Consider the following 16,362-nt stretch of genomic DNA (forward strand, 5'->3'; position numbering starts at 1 on the left):
CCCCTCCCCTGTCCCCTCCCCGCAAGGGGGAGGGAGACGCTCCCACCAGCGTCAGTGTTTTGGTCTCCTCCCCCCTTGCGGGGAGGGACAGGGTGGGGGGCTCTTTCGGCACCGAACTAGCGATCGCGGGACGAAGGCGTCATGCGCCCACCGCAGGGGCTGCCTGTCATCCACACGTCTTTGTGACAATTGACGACAACGTTAGCAGCATTACCATCCGGGTCTCGCACTGCGACCCCGAATGCGGGACGGCGGGCTGGCGGGGCCCATCGTTCCCGCGCAGTGCGCGATACAGGAGAAGAACAGATGACATCCTTCATGACACTCTCACGCCGGCGCTTTGCGCAGGCGGCGCTGCTGCTCGTCGCGACCACCGCGCTGAGCACCCCGGTGCTGGCCGCCGATCTCAAGATCGCGATGATCCTGCCCGGTCCGATCACCGACAATGACTGGAACTCGGTGGGCTATAACGGCCTCGAAGCCGCCGGCAAGGCGCTGGGGGCGGAAGTCGCCTATGTCGAGAACGTCACCGACGCCGATGCCGAACGGCTGCTGCGCGATTTCGCCGAGCGCGGCTACAAGCTGATCTTCGCGCACAGCTTCTCGTTCGGCGATGCGGCGCTCAATGCCGCCGAGGATTTCCCCGACACCACCTTCATGGCCGGCACGGCAGCGGAACTCGCGCCGAACCTCGGCACCTATTCCAACCCCGACTACCAGGGCGCCTATCTCGCCGGGATGCTGGCGGCCGGGACCTCGAAGACCGGCTCGGTCGGCTGGGTCGGCGGCATGCCGGCGCCCAATATGCTGGCCAACCTCCACGCCTATGAGGCGGGCGCCAAGGAGGTGAAACCCGAGATCAAGGTACTGCATACATTCATCGGCTCGTGGTTCGATCCGCCCAAGGCCAAGGAAGCCGCCATTGCCCAGGTCGAGCAGGGCGCCGACGTGCTTTCCGCACAAGGCGTCGGGGTGATCGATGCGGCAATCACCAAGAAGGTGTTCGCGCTCGGCGCCATGACCGACCAGAACCATCTCGGCCCCGAAGCGGTGCTGACCAGCGTCACCTGGGACCTCGGGCCGCTGGTGACGGCAGTCGGCCAGGCGGTGCTCGACGGCACCTGGAAGAGCGAGAACTGGTCGTATGGCGTTGCCGCCAACTCGGTCGGGCTCGCCGATTTCCACGGGCTCGACAAGAATGTCGATCCGGCGGTGCTGAAGGCGGTCGAGGACAAGATCGCGGCGATCAAGGCCGGCACGTTCGAGGTGCCGCTCGATACCAGCGAAGTGCAGTAAGCGGGCAGTGTCACAACTGAACGCAGCCGCGGCGGTGGCGATGCGGAACATCCGCGTCGCCTTCGGCCCGGTGGTGGCCAATGACGATGTGAGCTTCGCCGTAGAGCCGGGAGAGATCCACGCGCTGCTCGGCGAGAACGGCGCCGGCAAGACCACGCTGATGCGGGCGCTGGCCGGGCTGCTCCAGCCGCAGGCCGGGTCGATCGAGATCGGCGGCCAGCCGGTCACGATCGACGGCCCGCTGGAGGCGCGGCGGCTCGGTATCGGCATGGTGCACCAGCACTTCATGCTGGTGCCGACGCTGACGGTCGCCGAGAACATCGCCCTGGGGCTCAAGGAGGTGCGGACCTGGTTTCCGCGCCTCGACCAACTGGCCAACGAGATCGACGCGCTGGGCGCCCGCTACGGGCTGGCGGTCGATGCGCGGGCGTTGGCCGGCGAATTGTCGGTGGCGAGCCAGCAGCGGGTGGAGATCGTCAAGGCGCTCTATCGCGGCGCAAAAATCCTGGTTCTGGACGAGCCGACCGCAGTGCTGACGCCGCAGGAGGCGGCGGCGTTGTTTCCCGTGCTGCGCTCGCTGGCGGCCGCCGGGACGGCGATCGTTTTCATCTCGCACAAGCTCAATGAAGTGATGGCGGTCACCGACCGGATCACCGTGCTCAGGCGCGGCAAGGTGGCGGGATCGCTGCGGACGGCCGAAACCGAACCGCGCGAGATCGCCCGCATGATGGTGGGCGGCGAGGTGACGCTGCCGCAGCTCGAGGGCATACCCGTTGCCGGACGGCCGCTGCTGGAGGTCGATCGGCTGGGGCTGACCGACGCGCGCGGGGTGCGGCGACTCGAGGGGGTGAGCCTCGCGGTCGGCGCCGGCGAGATCGTCGCGGTGGCGGGGGTCGATGGCAATGGCCAGCAGGAACTGGCAGAAGCGATCGTCGGGCTGCAGCGGCCCGATACCGGGCGGGTGCTGATCGACGGGATCGAGATGACGCACCGGCCGGTAGCCGAGCGGATCGCGGCGGGGCTGGCGCATATCCCGGAGGATCGGCACCGCACGGCGATCTTCGAAAAGCTGTCAGTGACCGACAATGCCGTGGCTGAAGAAGCCGGGCGGCCGCGCTTTGCCCGCTGGGGCCTGCGGCGGCAGGGCGAGACGCGGGCTTTTGCGGCGCAACTGGTGGCCGATTACGATGTTCGGCTGGGCAGCGTCGAACAGGCCATCGGTTCGCTCTCGGGGGGCAACCAGCAGAAGGTGGTGCTGGGGCGGGCGCTGAGCCGCGACCCGCGGCTGGTGGTTGCGGTGCAGCCAACGCGCGGACTGGATATCGGGGCGACGGCGTTCCTGCAGAGCCAGCTGCTGCAGCGGCGCGCCGCGGGGGCGGCGGTGCTGCTGATTTCGACCGAGCTCGACGAGGTGCTGGCGCTCGCCGACCGGATCGTCGTGCTGTTCAAGGGGCAGTTGACGGGCGTGGTGGCGCGAGCCGATTTCAGCGTCGAGAAACTGGGGCTGCTGATGGCCGGGAGGACGGCATGAGCGAGAGTGCATCCGAGGCTGCCGTCGGTCTCGCCAGGCGCTGGCTGCTGCCACGCTCGGTGCTGTCGGGCATGCTCTGCGTGCTTGCCGCCTTCGCCATCGGCGCCCTGCTGATCGCGGCGATCGGGCGCGACCCGGTGCTGGCCTATCTCAGCCTGTTCGAGGCGTCGCTGGGGAGCACCAACGGGCTCGCGGAGACGGCGATCCGCACCGTGCCGCTGGCGTTTTGCGGCATCGGCATCGCGCTGGCCTTCCGTGCCGGGGTGTTCAATGTCGGAGCCGAGGGCCAGCTGTTCATCGGCGGTGTCGCGGCAGCCTGGATGGGGCTGCAGCTTGGCGGCCAGCCGCAATGGCTGGTGCTGTCGGCCATGGCTCTCGCGGCGGCGGTCGCCGGGGCGGGCTGGTCGGCGATCGCCGGGGTACTGAAGCTGAAGTTCCGGGCGGACGAGCTGATCACCACCATCATGCTCAACTACATCGCCATCTACTTCGTCGGCTACCTGCTGCATGGGCCGCTGCAGGATCCGGGCTCGCCACTGGCGCGCACGGCGCGGCTCGCGGCGGAGGCGCGGCTGCCGATGCTGCTCGAGGGCACGCGGCTCCATGCCGGGCTGCTGCTGGTGGTCGTCGTGGCGATCGTCGCGCAGGTGTTCCTGTGGCGCTCGGTGGCGGGGTTCCGCCTGCGGGCGGTGGGGCACAATGCGCGCGCGGCCGAGAATACCGGGATGAACGTTAAGGCGGCGCTGTGGACCGGCTTCCTGATCTGCGGGGCGCTGTCGGGACTCGCCGGCTTTTCGGAAGTCGCCGGGGTGCAGCGGCGGATGATCGAGAACCTGTCGCCGGGTTTTGGCTATACGGCAATCATCGTGGCGCTGCTCGGCCAGACCAATCCGCTCGGAGTGCTGGCGGCAGCGGTGCTGTTCGCGGCGCTGCAGATCGGCTCGACCACCATGGAATCGGCGGCCGGGGTGCCGAGCGCGCTGACCACGGTGATCCAGGCGCTGGTGGTGCTGCTGCTGATCGGCCAGAACGCCCTGCCGCGGCTGTTCCGCCGCCGCGCCGTGGTGGGGAGCTGAACCATGGAGTGGCTTGCTGATCCGGTCCTCGCCGGGTTCATCGCCGCGAGCGTCCGGCTCTCGATCCCGATCCTCCTCGCGGCTCTGGGCGGGATGTTCGCCGAGAAGTCCGGAGTGCTGAATATCGGGCTCGAAGGCATGATGCTGATCGGGTGTTTTACCGGCTTCATCACCGTGCACTTCAGCGGCAACCTGTGGCTTGGCGCCGGCGTCGCGGTGCTGATCGGCGCCATCGCGGGGCTGGGACTGGCGTTCTATGCGGTGACGCTCAAATCCAACCAGGTGGTGGTGGGGATCGCCTTCAACCTGCTGATGCTCGGCGTTTCGGCGTATTTCTTCCGCCTTGCCTTCGGCTCGGGTACGGCCTCGCCGCGGATCACGCCATTCGCGCCGATCGACTTCGGGCCGCTGGGGCAAATCCCGATCCTCGGACCGCTGCTGTTCCAGCATGACCCGCTGACCTACCTGTCACTGGCGCTGGTGCTGGGCGGCTGGCTGGTGATGCAGCGCTCGACCATCGGGCTGTCGATCAAGGCGGTAGGCGAGCATCCGGAAGCGGCGGAGACGCTGGGGCTCGATCCGATCGCCATCCGCTATGCGGCGGTGGCGGTGAGCGGGGCGCTGGCCGGGCTGGGCGGTGCGTTCCTCTCGATCAGCGCCACCGGGGTGTTCCTCGACAATATGACGGCGGGTCGCGGCTATATCGCGCTTGCCATCCTGATCCTCGGGCGCCGGCATCCGTTCGGGGTGATGGTCGCAGCGCTGCTGTTCGGGGCAGCCGAAGCGCTGCAACTGAGGGCGCAGTTGCTGCCGAGCGGCGTGCCGCTGCAGTTCCTGATCATGCTGCCCTATGTGCTGACCATCGTGGTGCTGGCGGTGTCGGCAACCCGCAGTGGCGCTCCGGCGGCTTTGGGCCAACCCTATGAGAAGGGCGGCGGCTGACCTGGGGGCCTCTCCGGCAGCGGCGGAATGGGCTCGCCCTTGGCGATGCGGAGTGGGTTGGCGAGGTCGGTGGTGCCAACATAGCCGGGGTTGGGGGTTCGCCAGTCCGCTCCGTAGATGATTTCGAGCAGGCGCTCCGGCGGATCCGGGATCAGCACCTTGAGGCCGTCGAGGATTTCGATCTCGCGCAGGCGATCGAAGCTCTGGAGTGGAAAACGGGCGCCCTGGTAAACGCCATCGAGGGGGTTCAGGCAGATCATCTCGCCGCCGGCCGGATAGAATACGTCGAAATCGGCGTGCAGCACGTAATCGCGGCGCAGCAGGCGGAACTTGTAGCGCTCGTCGAGGACGAAGAAGTAGCCGCGCTCGATCATGCCGGAAACGAAGGCGACCTTATGGGCATAGTCGGCAGCGCTGAGACCGAGGTCGATATCGGTATCGTGCGGGATCGGACGGCCATCGCGCACCGCCCCCAGCAGGGTGCCCCACATCAGATAGGGACGAATGCCGACCTCGCGCGCCACCGCGTAGATGTCGGCGAGGAAGTCGCGGCCATGAATGGCGAGGCTGAAGCGGCGCAGGTTCTGGGTGTTGCGAAGGTTCATGCCGCTGCGCACCAGCTGCCAGGCCAACTGGGGATTGCGGGCGAACCCCCGGGTCAGCGTCGCGATGGGGCGCGACCAGGTGCGCCGATAGCGCGGCTTGAGCGGCTTCATCGCCCTCACCCTCGGCGGCCTGGCATTGCCGTCGGCCGATGCGACGCGAGCCACTGGCGGGAGAGCGCGAGGTCAGCCGGGGTGCCCATTTCGATCCACTGGCGGCGATCGATGCGTTGGCCGAGAACGGTGCCGCCATCGGCGATCAGGCGGTCGCAGACGTTTGAAACGAACGCCTCCCGGTCAGCCGGGGTGGCGGCGATGGCGGCCTCGGCCGCGCCGACGAACGCCGCGCCACGGCGAAAATAGAACAGTCCGGCCACGGCGTCGCCGCTGATCACCTCTTTCTCGACGATTTGCGAGAGACGTCCCTGCGGATCGACAAGGGCATAGGCATCGCTCGGCTGGGTCGAGGGGAAGATCAGCACGCCGCCATCGGCCGATGCACCACGCAGGCGGCCGAGAAAGGCTGAGACATCGATGGTGAAAAAGCAATCGCAATAGGCGACGAGCAACTCGTCATCCGGCCCGAGCAGCGGCGCCGCAAGAAGCGCTGTCGCTGCGGGGCCGCGGGTCACCGCGTCGGTGAGCACCAGTTCATGGCCGGGGGCCAGGGTGGCGAACAGTTCGGCCAGCCGGTGCCGGCGGGCGTGCTCGGCCTGGCAGACGAAGATGAAGCGGTGCGGTTCGGCGAGGCGCAGGTAATCGACCACGTACTCGATCATCCGGCGGCCGGGCTGCACCTCGATCAGCGGCTTGGGCACGCGTTCGGCGGTGCCCTCGAAACGCGAGCCGCGGCCGGCCATCGGGATGACGATGTTGATCAAGCTACGGTCCCGAGGTGATCAGGTGACTTGCCGTGCCCAGATCCGGCGCGTCGACAAGAAGTGGTAGGCGGTTGTTCGCGTGCGCACAATCGCTGAATGGCTTGGCGCCCCGGGCTGCGTCGAAGGTTGCAGTCGCGGCGGACCGGTGATGAGGTACGCTCCTCATACTCGAGGAGGATTTCATGAGTCTCAGCGTACTTTTCATCGGTGGTACCGGGCAGATTTCGCTGCCATGCGTCGAATATGCGGTCAGCCAAGGGCACAAGGTCAGTGTGTTCAACCGCGGGCAGCGCGATGCGGCGCTGCCGAAGGGGGTGACCTCGATCGTCGGCGACATGAAGGACCCGGCGGCCTACCGCGCGCTGGGCGCCCACAAGTTCGACGTGGTGGCGCAGTTCATGGTGTTCACCCCCGAGCAGATGGCCGTGGATATCGCCACCTTTGCCGGCAACACCAAGCAGTACATCTTCATCTCGTCGGCTTCGGTCTACGAGAAGCCGGCGCGGCACTACATCATCACCGAACAGACCCCGGCGGTGAACCCCTACTGGGGCTACAGCCAGGCCAAGATCGCCTGCGAAAAGCTGCTGGCCGAGGCCAAGAACCTGCCATGGACCATCGTCCGGCCGAGCCACACGGTGCGCACCGGGCTGCCGACAATGATGGGCGAGGGCGATATCGTCATCCGCCGCATGCAGCAGGGCAAACCCGTGATCGTTGCCGGCGACGGCACTTCGCCCTGGACACTGACGCGCTCGAAGGATTTCGCCGTGCCGTTCGTCAACCTGTTCGGCAAGGACGGGGCGCTGAGCGAGATTTTCCACATCACCTCGGACCGCGGCTATAGCTGGGACGACATCTATCACGCCATCGGGCGCGGCGTCGGGCTGACGCCTGATATCGTGCATGTGCCGTCCGACACGCTGGTCGCCTACAACAAGGCCTGGGAAGGGCCGCTGATCGGCGACAAGACCTGGTCGGCGCTGTTCGACAACTCCAAGGTGAAGCGTGTCGCCGGCGACTTCCAATGCTCGGAGAACCTCGACGAAGTGCTGGAGGAGTCGATCGGTTTCCTGAAGCAGCGCCTCACCGCAAACGCACCGGTCAACATGGAACTCGACCCGCTGATGGACAGGATCACCTCGGAGCAGGCAGCGCTAGGGCGGTGAGCGGCTGCAGCGATCCTCCAGTCCTCGCTTCCCTCTCGCCGCGGCGCTGCCGCGTCCGCTAGGAGGGGAGGGATTGAGGGAGGGGGTGGTGCGGTGATCGCCGATGGACCCCCACCCACCCTCAAGGGGGAGGGGAGCAGGGGGGGCACTAAAACTGGGCTGGCGCGTTCTCCTTTCACAGCAACAGGAGGATGCCATGAGCGACAAGCACAAGGCTCACAAGAAAGACGCGGCCGGACACGGCAGGCATGAAGAGGCGCAGAAGGCCAAGGACAAGCCGGTGAAGCCGGCGGCCAAGGACGAAGCACCCGACATGCCAGGCGCCGCGGGGTTCATCAGCGCCAGGGCGGACGAGGATACCTACGACTAGGACGTTCGCGATCGAGCGGCCGCCACCGGGTCATTCCCGCGAAAGCCGGAATGTGGGTCGCTCGTTGCTGAAGTGATTTAGGCGGCGTCTTTCATGCGGGCGAGGCAGCGCGCCGCGTCGCGGGGGCGGCCGAGTTCGGCGTAGCGCAAGGCGGCTTCGTCGAAGGCAGCGAGCGCCCGGACCTCGTGCCTCTGGGCGCGGCGCTGCACGCCGCGGGCTTCCCATAAAGCCGCGGCCCACGGGCCGCCATGCCACATACCGGCGATGCGTTCGGCATCGGCGAGGCGGCGATCGACCTCGTGCAGCTGTCCGGCCTCGACCAATGCGATGACTGAGGCAGTGCGGAGCGCCATCGAGCAGGGCTGGCAGGCGCCATTGGTCAGCAGCCGGTCGCCGGCAAGGATGGCTTCCGCAGCCTTCTCGCGGGTCGGCGCGGCGCGCACCGCCAGCGCCTGCATGCGCATGTTGAGGTGCGGCGACAGCCAGGTGGCTTCGGCCTCGCCGAGCCCGCGCTGGATCAGCCGATTGGCACGCCATTTCTGGCCACGTTCAAGGGCGATCTCGGCCAGTCGTTCCAGCGCCAGGACGCGGCCGGCGACGGCGCCGGCTTCCAGCAACTGGTCTTCGGCATCCTCGAGCAGTGCTTCGGCCGCATCGAGCTCACCCGAGAACAGCGCCACCTCGCCCAGCAGCAGGTTGGCGAGGCCGCGACCGGCGACGGAATCGGCCTCGGTGGCGACGGCCAGCAGCTCGCGCGACTGCGCGGCGATCCCGGCATGGCCGTGCGCGCTGCAGAGGCAGAATTCCGAGAGGCAAAGGTGGCCGTCGAACACATGCCGGACGAAGGTGGGGCGGGCCCGCACCCATTCGATGAACTCGGAGCGGAACAGCTCGGGCCAGCGCTGCTGCATATTGGCCGAGAGGCCGAGCAGCGCGCTGGCCTGGCCCACTTCTCGGGCGAGGTTGGCGGCGAGCGCCTGGTTGCGGGTGTCGCGGGCGATCTCGCTGGCGCGGTCGAATTCGCCGCTCTGCAGGTGCACCAGGCCCCAGGCGAGCGAGGCGCGGATGCGGTCCGACGGGTCCGGCTGCTCGGCGCTGGACAGCGCCAGGGCCTGCTCGTAGAGCGCGATCGCCGCGGCGCTGGGGCCGACGCCGAGCTCGGCGTGGAGGTTGTCGCGCAGCTGGTTGAACTGGCGGATCGCCTCGACCCGGTTACCGGCATCGAGGGCCCGCTGCATCAGGGCGCATTGCGCCTGTTCGTCGGTGGGGTCGTGGGCAATAAGTCGTTGCCACAGCGCGCCGGCGCGCAGCAGCTCGGTGTAGCGCTGCTGCAGCTGGGTGCGCGGGGCGTCGAGCCAATCGACATAGATGTCGTCGGGCAGCAGCTGGCCAGGATAGAGGTCGGCGGCCCGCTCGAACTCGGCGGCATCGCGGGATCTCAGCGCCGCCCTGGTCGCCGCCTCGAACTGTTCGGTGTCGACGCTGAGCTCGGCTTCCGGCGCCAGCGCAACGACGTCGTTGCCAAGGGTGATGAGTTCGTGCGCGCCAAGGGTGCGGCGGGCGAAGTGGATGGCCTTGCGCAGGTTGGCGCCGGCGGCCTCGGTATCGAGCTCGGGCCAGAACGCTTCCATCAGCTGTTCGCGATGCAGGCGATGCGCCGGGGTGATGGCGAGAAACTTCACCAGTGCGGCGGCCCGGTCGCGCCGCCAGTCAGCGGTCGGGATCGGACGGCCATCGACGCTGACGCCGAAGCGGCCGAGCAAAGTGATCGAAACACGCAAGACAGCACCGCCCCGAGCTGTTGCCGCGCCCAGTTGACGGGCCGTCACCAAGCGTTCCCCGTCGGGGAACGCTGGCGGAACATAGATTTCCTAAGGTGTCCCGGCAATCGAATTCCAGAGGCAAAGGACACCGAAATGACTCTCAATATCAACGTGATGGCTCCCGACTTCAGCGCCGATACGACGATGGGGCCGATCTCGTTCCACCAGTGGCTGGGCAATGACTGGGGGATCATGTTCTCCCACCCCAAGGATTTCACACCGGTCTGCACCACCGAGCTCGGCTACATGGCGCGGCTGAAGCCGGAATTCGACAAGCGCGGCGTCAAGGTGATCGGGCTGTCGGTCGATCCGGTGGACAAGCACGCCGGCTGGGCCAAGGACATTGCCGAAACGCAGGGCACGGCGCCGAACTTCCCGATGATCGGCGACCCGACGCTGGCCATCAGCCAGCTCTACGACATGCTGCCGGCTTCGGCGGGTTCGAGCTCGGATGGCCGTACCGCAGCCGACAACCAGACGGTGCGCAACGTCTACATCATCGGGCCGGACAAGAAGATCAAGCTGGTGATCTCCTATCCGATGACCACCGGCCGCAACTTCGACGAGGTGCTGCGGGTGATCGACTCGCTGCAGCTCACCGCCAAGCATCGCCTGGCGACGCCGGTGAACTGGAAGCCGGGCGACGACGTGATCATCGCCGGCTCGGTGTCGAACGACGAGGCCAAGACGCTCTATCCCCAGGGGTGGAAGGAGCCCAAGCCTTACATCCGGATCGTGCCGCAACCGGTACTCACCTGAGCCAACAATGCGGAGGCGCTTCCGGCGCCTCCGTCACCCCGATCAATACCAACCGGCGAGACTGATATGAGCAGCAAACCCCGCATCCTGGTGCTTGGCGCCGGCTTTGGCGGCCTCGAACTGACGACATTATTGTCCGAGCAACTGGGCGACAGCATCGACGTGACGCTGATCGACAAATCGGATTCCTTCATGTTCGGCTTTTCCAAGCTCGACGTGATGTTCGGCCATGCCGAAGCCGAGGCGGTGCGGATGCCATACAGCGCCTATGCCAAGCCGGGGGTGAAGCTGCTCAAGCGCACCATCACGGCGATCGACCCGGTGGCGCGGCGGGTCAGCACCGATAACGGCGTGTTCGAAGCGGACCATCTCGTGGTGGCGCTGGGAGCGGAGTACGACTTCGAGGCGACGCCGGGGCTCGCGGGGACCACGGAATTCTATTCGATCCCGGGGGCGGAGCGGCTGCGCGAGCTGCTGCCGAGCTTCAGCAGCGGCAACGCCATCATCGGGGTATGCGGCGCGCCCTACAAATGCCCACCGGCGCCGAGCGAATGCGCGCTGATGCTGCATGACTACCTGGTCGAGCGCGGCGTGCGGCAGAACTGCAAGATCTCGCTGGTGCTGCCGCTCGGTAGCCCGGTGCCGCCGTCGCCAGAAACGTCGCGGGCGCTGCTCGCCGCCTTCGCCGAACGCGACATCGAGTTCATCCCGAGCCGGCGCGTCGCTTCGGTCGACAATGCGCGCAATGTCGCCGTGCTGGACGACGGGCGGGAAATGCCGTTTAGCCTGTTCCTTGGCGTCCCCAAGCACCGGGTGCCGCCGGTGGTGCTCGAGAGCGGCATGTCCGAGAATGGCTGGATCCCGGTCAATCCGCGGACGCTCGAGACGAAATACGACAATGTCTACGCCGTGGGCGACGGGGCGGCGACCGGCACGCCGAAGGCCGGGGTGTTCGCAGAAGGGGCGGCCAGGGCCGTGGCGAGCGCGCTGGTGGCGAAGCTCAGGCAGGCCGGACAGGCCGTGCCCTACAACGGGTTCGGCACCTGCTATATCGAGTTCGGCGGCGGCCGTATCGGCAAGGTCGAGGTGGATTTCTTCTCCGGCCCGCAACCCACCGGCAACTACTACGAGCCCTCGGTGAGCCTCCGCACCGACAAGCAGCATTTCGGCGCATCGCGGCGGGCCCGCTGGTTCGGGTTGTGAGGGGTGAAATGGCGGGCTAGCTTCGGGCTCTGCGCCGCCACTTTCCATGGGACACCCACCTTGCTCGATCCACGCCTGACCCTCGCCCGTGATGGAATTGCTGCGCGGTCGCTCGAGGGGATCGTCCCCGCAGACCGTTATGTCGAGACCAGCGTACGGCAGGCACGAATTCCCTCGGCGGCGCTGCGCCGGGCGCCGGCGGCAGAGGCCGAGCAGCTCGATCAGCTGCTGTTCGGCGAGCTGTTCGAGGTGCTGGACGAGACCGATGGCTGGGCCTTCGGGCAGGCGCGGCGGGACGGCTATGTCGGCTATGTCGCAGCGGCGGCGTTGGGGGCGCCCGGCGCGGCGCCGACCCATACAATACGGGCACTACGGACCTATGGGTTCAGTGCGCCCAGCATCAAGGCCCCGCCGGTCGGACTCTATTCGCTGAACGCGCTGGTGGCCGAGGAGGGACGCGAGGGACGGTTTGTGAAAACCTCCGGCGGCTGGTTCGTCGCGGAGCATCTGGCGCCGGTTGGCGACCGTGCGCCGGACTATGTGGCGGTTGCCGAGCGGTTTGTCGGGACGCCCTATCAGTGGGGCGGGCGCGAAAGCCTGGGGCTCGACTGCTCGGGGCTGGTGCAGCAGGCGCTGTATGCCGCCGGGCGTGACTGTGCGCGCGACAGCGACCAGCAGGCGGCGATGGGCGATCCGGTCGCGGCCACGGCGCTGCGGCGCGGCGACCTGATGTTCTGGCGTGGGCACGTGGCGATGCTGACCAGCCCGAGCGAGATCATCCACGCCAACTCCTTCCACATGGCGGTGGCGATCGAGCCACTGGCCGAGGTGGTGGAACGGACCAGCCGCCTCGGAGGCGGCGAGCCGACGGGGTATCGGCGGATTTAACTCGGAGCCACCTCGACCGGGTGCGGTGCCTGTCCCTTCTCCCCTCAGGGGAGAAGGTGGCCGAAGGCCGGTTGAGGGGTGAAGCGGTGCAATGAGCGCTCGCTGAGAGGCTGAACCCCTCACCCGAGTTCCGCTACGGACCTGACGGTCCTAGCTCCACTACCCTCTCCCCTCAGGGGAGAGGGGCTGCGGCTGGCGCCTGGCGGTCACACCGGCATCGGCCGGATGAAGTGGTTGGGACCGATCTCCCGCACTTCCGGCTGCTCCAGTGCCGATTGGCGGCGGATCAGGTCGATGCGTTCGAGCTCGTCACTGAAGCGGGTGTCGCCGAAGCGGCGGTCGGGGTCGGGGACGGCAGAGAGGAGCAGGCGGGTATAGGGGTGCTGCGGGTTGCCGAGCACGCTTTCGGTCTCGCCCCATTCGACGATCTGGCCGGCATACATCACCATGATGTCTTCGGCGACATAGCGGGCGGTGGCGATGTCGTGGGTGATGTAGAGCACGGCGAGCTTGAGCTGCCGCTTCATGTCGTTGAGCAGGTTCAGGATGCCGAGCCGCACCGAGACGTCGAGCATCGAGGTCGGTTCGTCGGCGATGATCACCTCGGGGTTCACCGCCAGCGCCCGGGCGATGCTGATGCGCTGGCGCTGGCCACCACTCAGTTCGTGCGGGTATTTCGGCAGGATCAGCGCCGGGTCAAGCTTTACCCGCGTGAGCACTTCGGCGATGGCGGCGTCGCGCGCCGCACCCTTCAGGCTCGGCTGGTGCAGCCGCATCGGCCGCTCCAGGTGGTAGCGGATGGTGTGGACCGGGTTGAGCGAGGAGAATGGATCCTGGAACACCATCTGCACGGCGCTGCGATAGGCCTTCATGTCGCGCACCGCACTGCCCTCGATCGGCTCGCCACGGAACAGGAGGCGACCCTGGTCGGGGCGGTATTCGCGCATGATCAGGCGGGCGGCGGTGGTCTTGCCCGAGCCGGATTCGCCGACCAGCGCCAGGGTGCGGCCGGGATGGAGCGCGAACGACACGGCGCGCGCCGCATGCACGGTGCTGCCGCCGCGGTTGAAGACCTTCGAGACATTGTCGAGGGCGAGGATGGGGGCCGTGTCGGTCATGGCGTGACCTCGGCGATCGGCTTGCCGGTGAGGCGCGGGATCGAGGCCCAGAGCTTTCGCGTATAGCCGTGCTGCGGCGTGCGGTAGATCGCCTGGGCGTCGTTGACCTCGACCAGCTCGCCTTCCAGCATGATGCCGATGCGGTCGGAGACCTGCACCATCAGCGCCAGGTCGTGGGTGATGAACAGCACCGAGAAGCCGAGCTCCTGGCGCAGCTTGTGGATGCGCTCGAGGATCTCGCGCTGCACCACCACATCGAGCGCGGTGGTCGGCTCATCCATGATCAGGAGTTTTGGGTTGAGCGCGAGGCAGATGGCGATGACGACGCGCTGCCGCATGCCGCCCGAGAGCTGGTGTGGATAGGCCGAGAGCCGGTCGGCCGGGATATCGACGAGCTTGAGGAGTTCGGCGGCGCGGGCCCGGGCTGATAGCCGCGACATGCCGGTATGGGTTTTGAGCACATCGTAGAACTGGCGCTCGATTGATAGCACCGGGTTCAGCGAGTTCATGGCGCTCTGGAACACCATGGCGACCTCGCGCCAGCGCAGCTGCTTCAAAGCCTGGTCGTCGAGGGTGAGCACGTCGCGCCCATCGAGCAGGATCTGGCTGCCGGTGCGGATCAGCGCCGGTGGGCGATGCAGGCGGCTGATGGCGAAGGCGATGGTGCTCTTGCCGCATCCGGACTCGCCGGCAAGGCCGAAGAACTCGCCCTTGCCGATGTCGAAGCTGACATTTTTCACCGCATGGAAATCGGTGGTGGCGCCGATGTAGTCGATAGAGAGGTTGCGGATCGAGAGGACGGGGTCGTTCACAGCGTGCCCTCCCCACGGCGGATCAGCCCGGTCCAGCGCGCCAGCATGCCGCCGGTCCTGAGCCGCGGGTTGGCGATCTCGTCGATGGCGAAGTTGATCAGCGCGAGGCCAAGGCCGAGTACCGCCAGCGCGAAGCAGGGGGTGAGAATGTCCCACCAGGCGCCGACCGAGAGGGCCGAGGCGTTCTGGGCGTTGTAGAGCATGATGCCCCAGGAGACGGTGTTGGGGTCGCCCAGCCCGAGGAACTCGAGCGTTGCCTCAGTGATCACGGCGAACAGCACACTGCCGATGAAGTTAATGCCGACGATCGAGATCAGGTTGGGGAAGATCTCGAACGCCATGATGCGCCAGCTGGGTTCGCCCAGCATCTCGGCGGATTTGACGAAATCGCGCTGGCGGATCGACAGGGTCTCGGAGCGGGTGACCCGCACGCCCCAGGCCCAGGAGGTGAAGCCGAGGATGACGGCGATGACCAGCGGGCTCGCCTGGCCGATGAAGGCGGCGAGCACCAAGAGCAGCGGCAGGTTGGGGATGACCAGCACCATATTGGTCAGGAAGGTGATGACCTCATCGACCACGCCGCCCTTGTAGCCGGCAATGATGCCGAGCACGGTGCCGATCACCGTGATCAGCAGCCCGGCGCCGAAGCCGACGGCGAGCGAGATGCGGGCGCCGTAAAGCAGCCGGGTGAAGACGTCATGGCCGAGCCGCGTGGTGCCGAGCAGATGCTCGGCCGACGGCGCCTGATGCGGCCGGCCGACGCGCTGGGTCGGGCTGTATTCGGTGAGCAGCGGCGCGAAGATGGCGACGAGGATAACGATCGCGAGGATGGTCACCCCAACCAGGGCCTTCTTGTTGCGCAGCAATTGGGTGAGGAGGGTCATGGGTCAGGCCCGCTTCAGGCGTGGGTCGAGCAGCACGTAGCTGAGATCGACGACAAAATTGGCGGTCAGCATTGCCGCGGTCATGATCAGCAGGGCGCCCTGGATCACCGGGTAATCGCGGGCGAGGATGGCCTGGTAGAGCGTGTTGCCCATGCCGGGATAGTTGAACACCACCTCGGTCACCAGCGAGCCGCCGAGTACGGCGCCCAAGGAGATGGCGAGGGCCGAGACAGTGGGGAGCAGCGCGTTGCGCGCCGCGTACCAGAGCATGACGCCGCGGTCGGACAGTCCCTTAGCGCGGCCCATGACGATGTAATCCTCGCCGAGCAGGTTGATCATGTTGTTGCGCATGGTCACGGCGAAGCCGCCGGTCAACACGATCACCATGGTCAGCATCGGCAGGGTGCCGTGGTAGAGGACGCTCCCGACATAGTCCCACCCCCAGGATGGATCGAGCATCGGGTCGGCGGCATAGCCGTTGGGGAACCAGCCGAGCGTATAGCCGAAGGCGAACAGGGTGATCAGCGAGACCACCACTGCCGGCACCGAACTCGAAAAGATCGAGAGCAGCGAGATGATGGTGTCGAAGCGGGTGCCGCGGCGCCAGGCGGCCATGACGCCGAGCAGCGTGCCGATGGTGAAGCCGATAATGGTGGCGGTGCCGACAAGGCCGACGGTCCAGATCAGGGCGCGGCCGAGCAGCTCGGTGACCGGCAGCGGAAAGAAGCGGATGGAGCGGCCGAGATCGCCGGTGAAAACGCTCTTCAAATAAGCGAGATACTGCTCGCCGATCGGCGCGTCGATGAAGCCGAAGGTGAGCTTCAGCGCGTTGAGGTTTTCCAGCGACAGGTCGGATCCGGCGCCGGCGAACATCTTCTGGATCGGATCGCCCGGCATCAGGCGCGGCAGGAAGAAGTTGATGGTTGCCGCAGCGATGAAGGCCGCTAGGTAGAACACCAGCCGGCGGAGCAGAAAGGCCATTGGATCTCTTCGCTAGGTGGGGGAGCG

The 16,362-nt window shown here is 67.1% G+C and carries 16 protein-coding genes; 9 read left to right on the plus strand and 7 right to left on the minus strand.

Annotated features, from left to right (window positions below):
• Positions 1-306: 306 nt before the first annotated feature.
• The 4 genes from ASC68_RS04015 to ASC68_RS04030 are packed head-to-tail and all read left to right on the plus strand — an operon-like array spanning position 307 to position 4,845.
• Positions 307-1,296: a BMP family protein gene (locus ASC68_RS04015; protein ID WP_055875054.1), complete on the plus strand. Its 990-nt coding sequence runs from the start codon at positions 307-309 to the stop codon at positions 1,294-1,296.
• 7 nt (positions 1,297-1,303) lie between these two features.
• Positions 1,304-2,827: an ABC transporter ATP-binding protein gene (locus tag ASC68_RS04020; protein ID WP_156387228.1), complete on the plus strand. Its 1,524-nt coding sequence runs from the start codon at positions 1,304-1,306 to the stop codon at positions 2,825-2,827.
• Positions 2,824-3,903 (plus strand): ABC transporter permease, encoded by a 1,080-nt coding sequence (locus ASC68_RS04025; protein ID WP_055875065.1) that lies wholly within the window; start codon positions 2,824-2,826, stop codon positions 3,901-3,903. Before ASC68_RS04020 ends, ASC68_RS04025 begins: the two co-directional genes overlap by 4 nt.
• 3 nt (positions 3,904-3,906) lie before the next feature.
• Positions 3,907-4,845: an ABC transporter permease gene (locus ASC68_RS04030; RefSeq protein ID WP_055875068.1), complete on the plus strand. Its 939-nt coding sequence runs from the start codon at positions 3,907-3,909 to the stop codon at positions 4,843-4,845.
• Here ASC68_RS04030 and ASC68_RS04035 read toward each other — a convergent pair.
• Positions 4,824-5,561 (minus strand): LicD family protein, encoded by a 738-nt coding sequence (locus tag ASC68_RS04035; RefSeq protein ID WP_055875071.1) that lies wholly within the window; start codon positions 5,559-5,561, stop codon positions 4,824-4,826. The genes ASC68_RS04030 and ASC68_RS04035 overlap by 22 nt on opposite strands.
• Before the next feature lie 5 nt (positions 5,562-5,566).
• Entirely contained in the window at positions 5,567-6,328 is a 762-nt protein-coding gene (locus ASC68_RS04040; protein ID WP_055875074.1) for a sugar phosphate nucleotidyltransferase, read from the minus strand.
• A gap of 182 nt (positions 6,329-6,510) precedes the next feature.
• Between ASC68_RS04040 and ASC68_RS04045 the strand changes: the two genes are divergently transcribed.
• Both ASC68_RS04045 and ASC68_RS28565 read left to right on the plus strand, forming a co-directional pair.
• The gene (locus tag ASC68_RS04045; RefSeq protein ID WP_055875079.1) at positions 6,511-7,497 is read left to right on the plus strand and encodes an SDR family oxidoreductase; all 987 of its coding nucleotides are present in this window, start codon (positions 6,511-6,513) and stop codon (positions 7,495-7,497) included.
• A 196-nt stretch (positions 7,498-7,693) separates the two neighbouring features.
• Positions 7,694-7,867, plus strand: a complete 174-nt coding sequence (locus tag ASC68_RS28565; RefSeq protein WP_156384448.1) for a hypothetical protein — start codon at positions 7,694-7,696, stop codon at positions 7,865-7,867.
• Between the two features lie 77 nt (positions 7,868-7,944).
• On the opposite strand, the gene ASC68_RS04050 is transcribed toward ASC68_RS28565, so the two are convergent.
• The gene (locus ASC68_RS04050) at positions 7,945-9,648 is read right to left on the minus strand and encodes a BTAD domain-containing putative transcriptional regulator (protein ID WP_055875082.1); all 1,704 of its coding nucleotides are present in this window, start codon (positions 9,646-9,648) and stop codon (positions 7,945-7,947) included.
• A 135-nt stretch (positions 9,649-9,783) separates the two neighbouring features.
• Between ASC68_RS04050 and ASC68_RS04055 the strand changes: the two genes are divergently transcribed.
• From ASC68_RS04055 to ASC68_RS04065, 3 genes are all read left to right on the plus strand, one after another.
• Positions 9,784-10,449, plus strand: a complete 666-nt coding sequence (locus tag ASC68_RS04055; RefSeq protein ID WP_055875084.1) for a peroxiredoxin — start codon at positions 9,784-9,786, stop codon at positions 10,447-10,449.
• A gap of 66 nt (positions 10,450-10,515) precedes the next feature.
• Positions 10,516-11,652, plus strand: coding sequence for an FAD/NAD(P)-binding oxidoreductase (locus tag ASC68_RS04060; protein ID WP_055875087.1), 1,137 nt, complete (start codon positions 10,516-10,518; stop codon positions 11,650-11,652).
• Between the two features lie 60 nt (positions 11,653-11,712).
• Positions 11,713-12,540, plus strand: a complete 828-nt coding sequence (locus tag ASC68_RS04065; protein WP_055875090.1) for an NlpC/P60 family protein — start codon at positions 11,713-11,715, stop codon at positions 12,538-12,540.
• Between the two features lie 206 nt (positions 12,541-12,746).
• Here the strand turns inward: ASC68_RS04065 and ASC68_RS04070 are convergent, their stop codons facing one another.
• From ASC68_RS04070 to ASC68_RS04085, 4 genes are read right to left on the minus strand one after another with little or no spacing between them, the layout of a single operon-like run.
• Positions 12,747-13,658 (minus strand): ATP-binding cassette domain-containing protein, encoded by a 912-nt coding sequence (locus ASC68_RS04070; RefSeq protein WP_055875093.1) that lies wholly within the window; start codon positions 13,656-13,658, stop codon positions 12,747-12,749.
• Entirely contained in the window at positions 13,655-14,470 is an 816-nt protein-coding gene (locus tag ASC68_RS04075; protein ID WP_055875096.1) for an ABC transporter ATP-binding protein, read from the minus strand. Before ASC68_RS04075 ends, ASC68_RS04070 begins: the two co-directional genes overlap by 4 nt.
• Complete coding sequence (locus tag ASC68_RS04080) at positions 14,467-15,354, minus strand: ABC transporter permease (protein WP_055875098.1); 888 nt, start codon at positions 15,352-15,354, stop codon at positions 14,467-14,469. Before ASC68_RS04080 ends, ASC68_RS04075 begins: the two co-directional genes overlap by 4 nt.
• Before the next feature lie 3 nt (positions 15,355-15,357).
• Complete coding sequence (locus ASC68_RS04085; protein ID WP_055875101.1) at positions 15,358-16,335, minus strand: ABC transporter permease; 978 nt, start codon at positions 16,333-16,335, stop codon at positions 15,358-15,360.
• Positions 16,336-16,362 lie beyond the last annotated feature (27 nt).

This window comes from Devosia sp. Root105 (assembly GCF_001424865.1).
GTDB lineage: Bacteria > Pseudomonadota > Alphaproteobacteria > Rhizobiales > Devosiaceae > Devosia_A.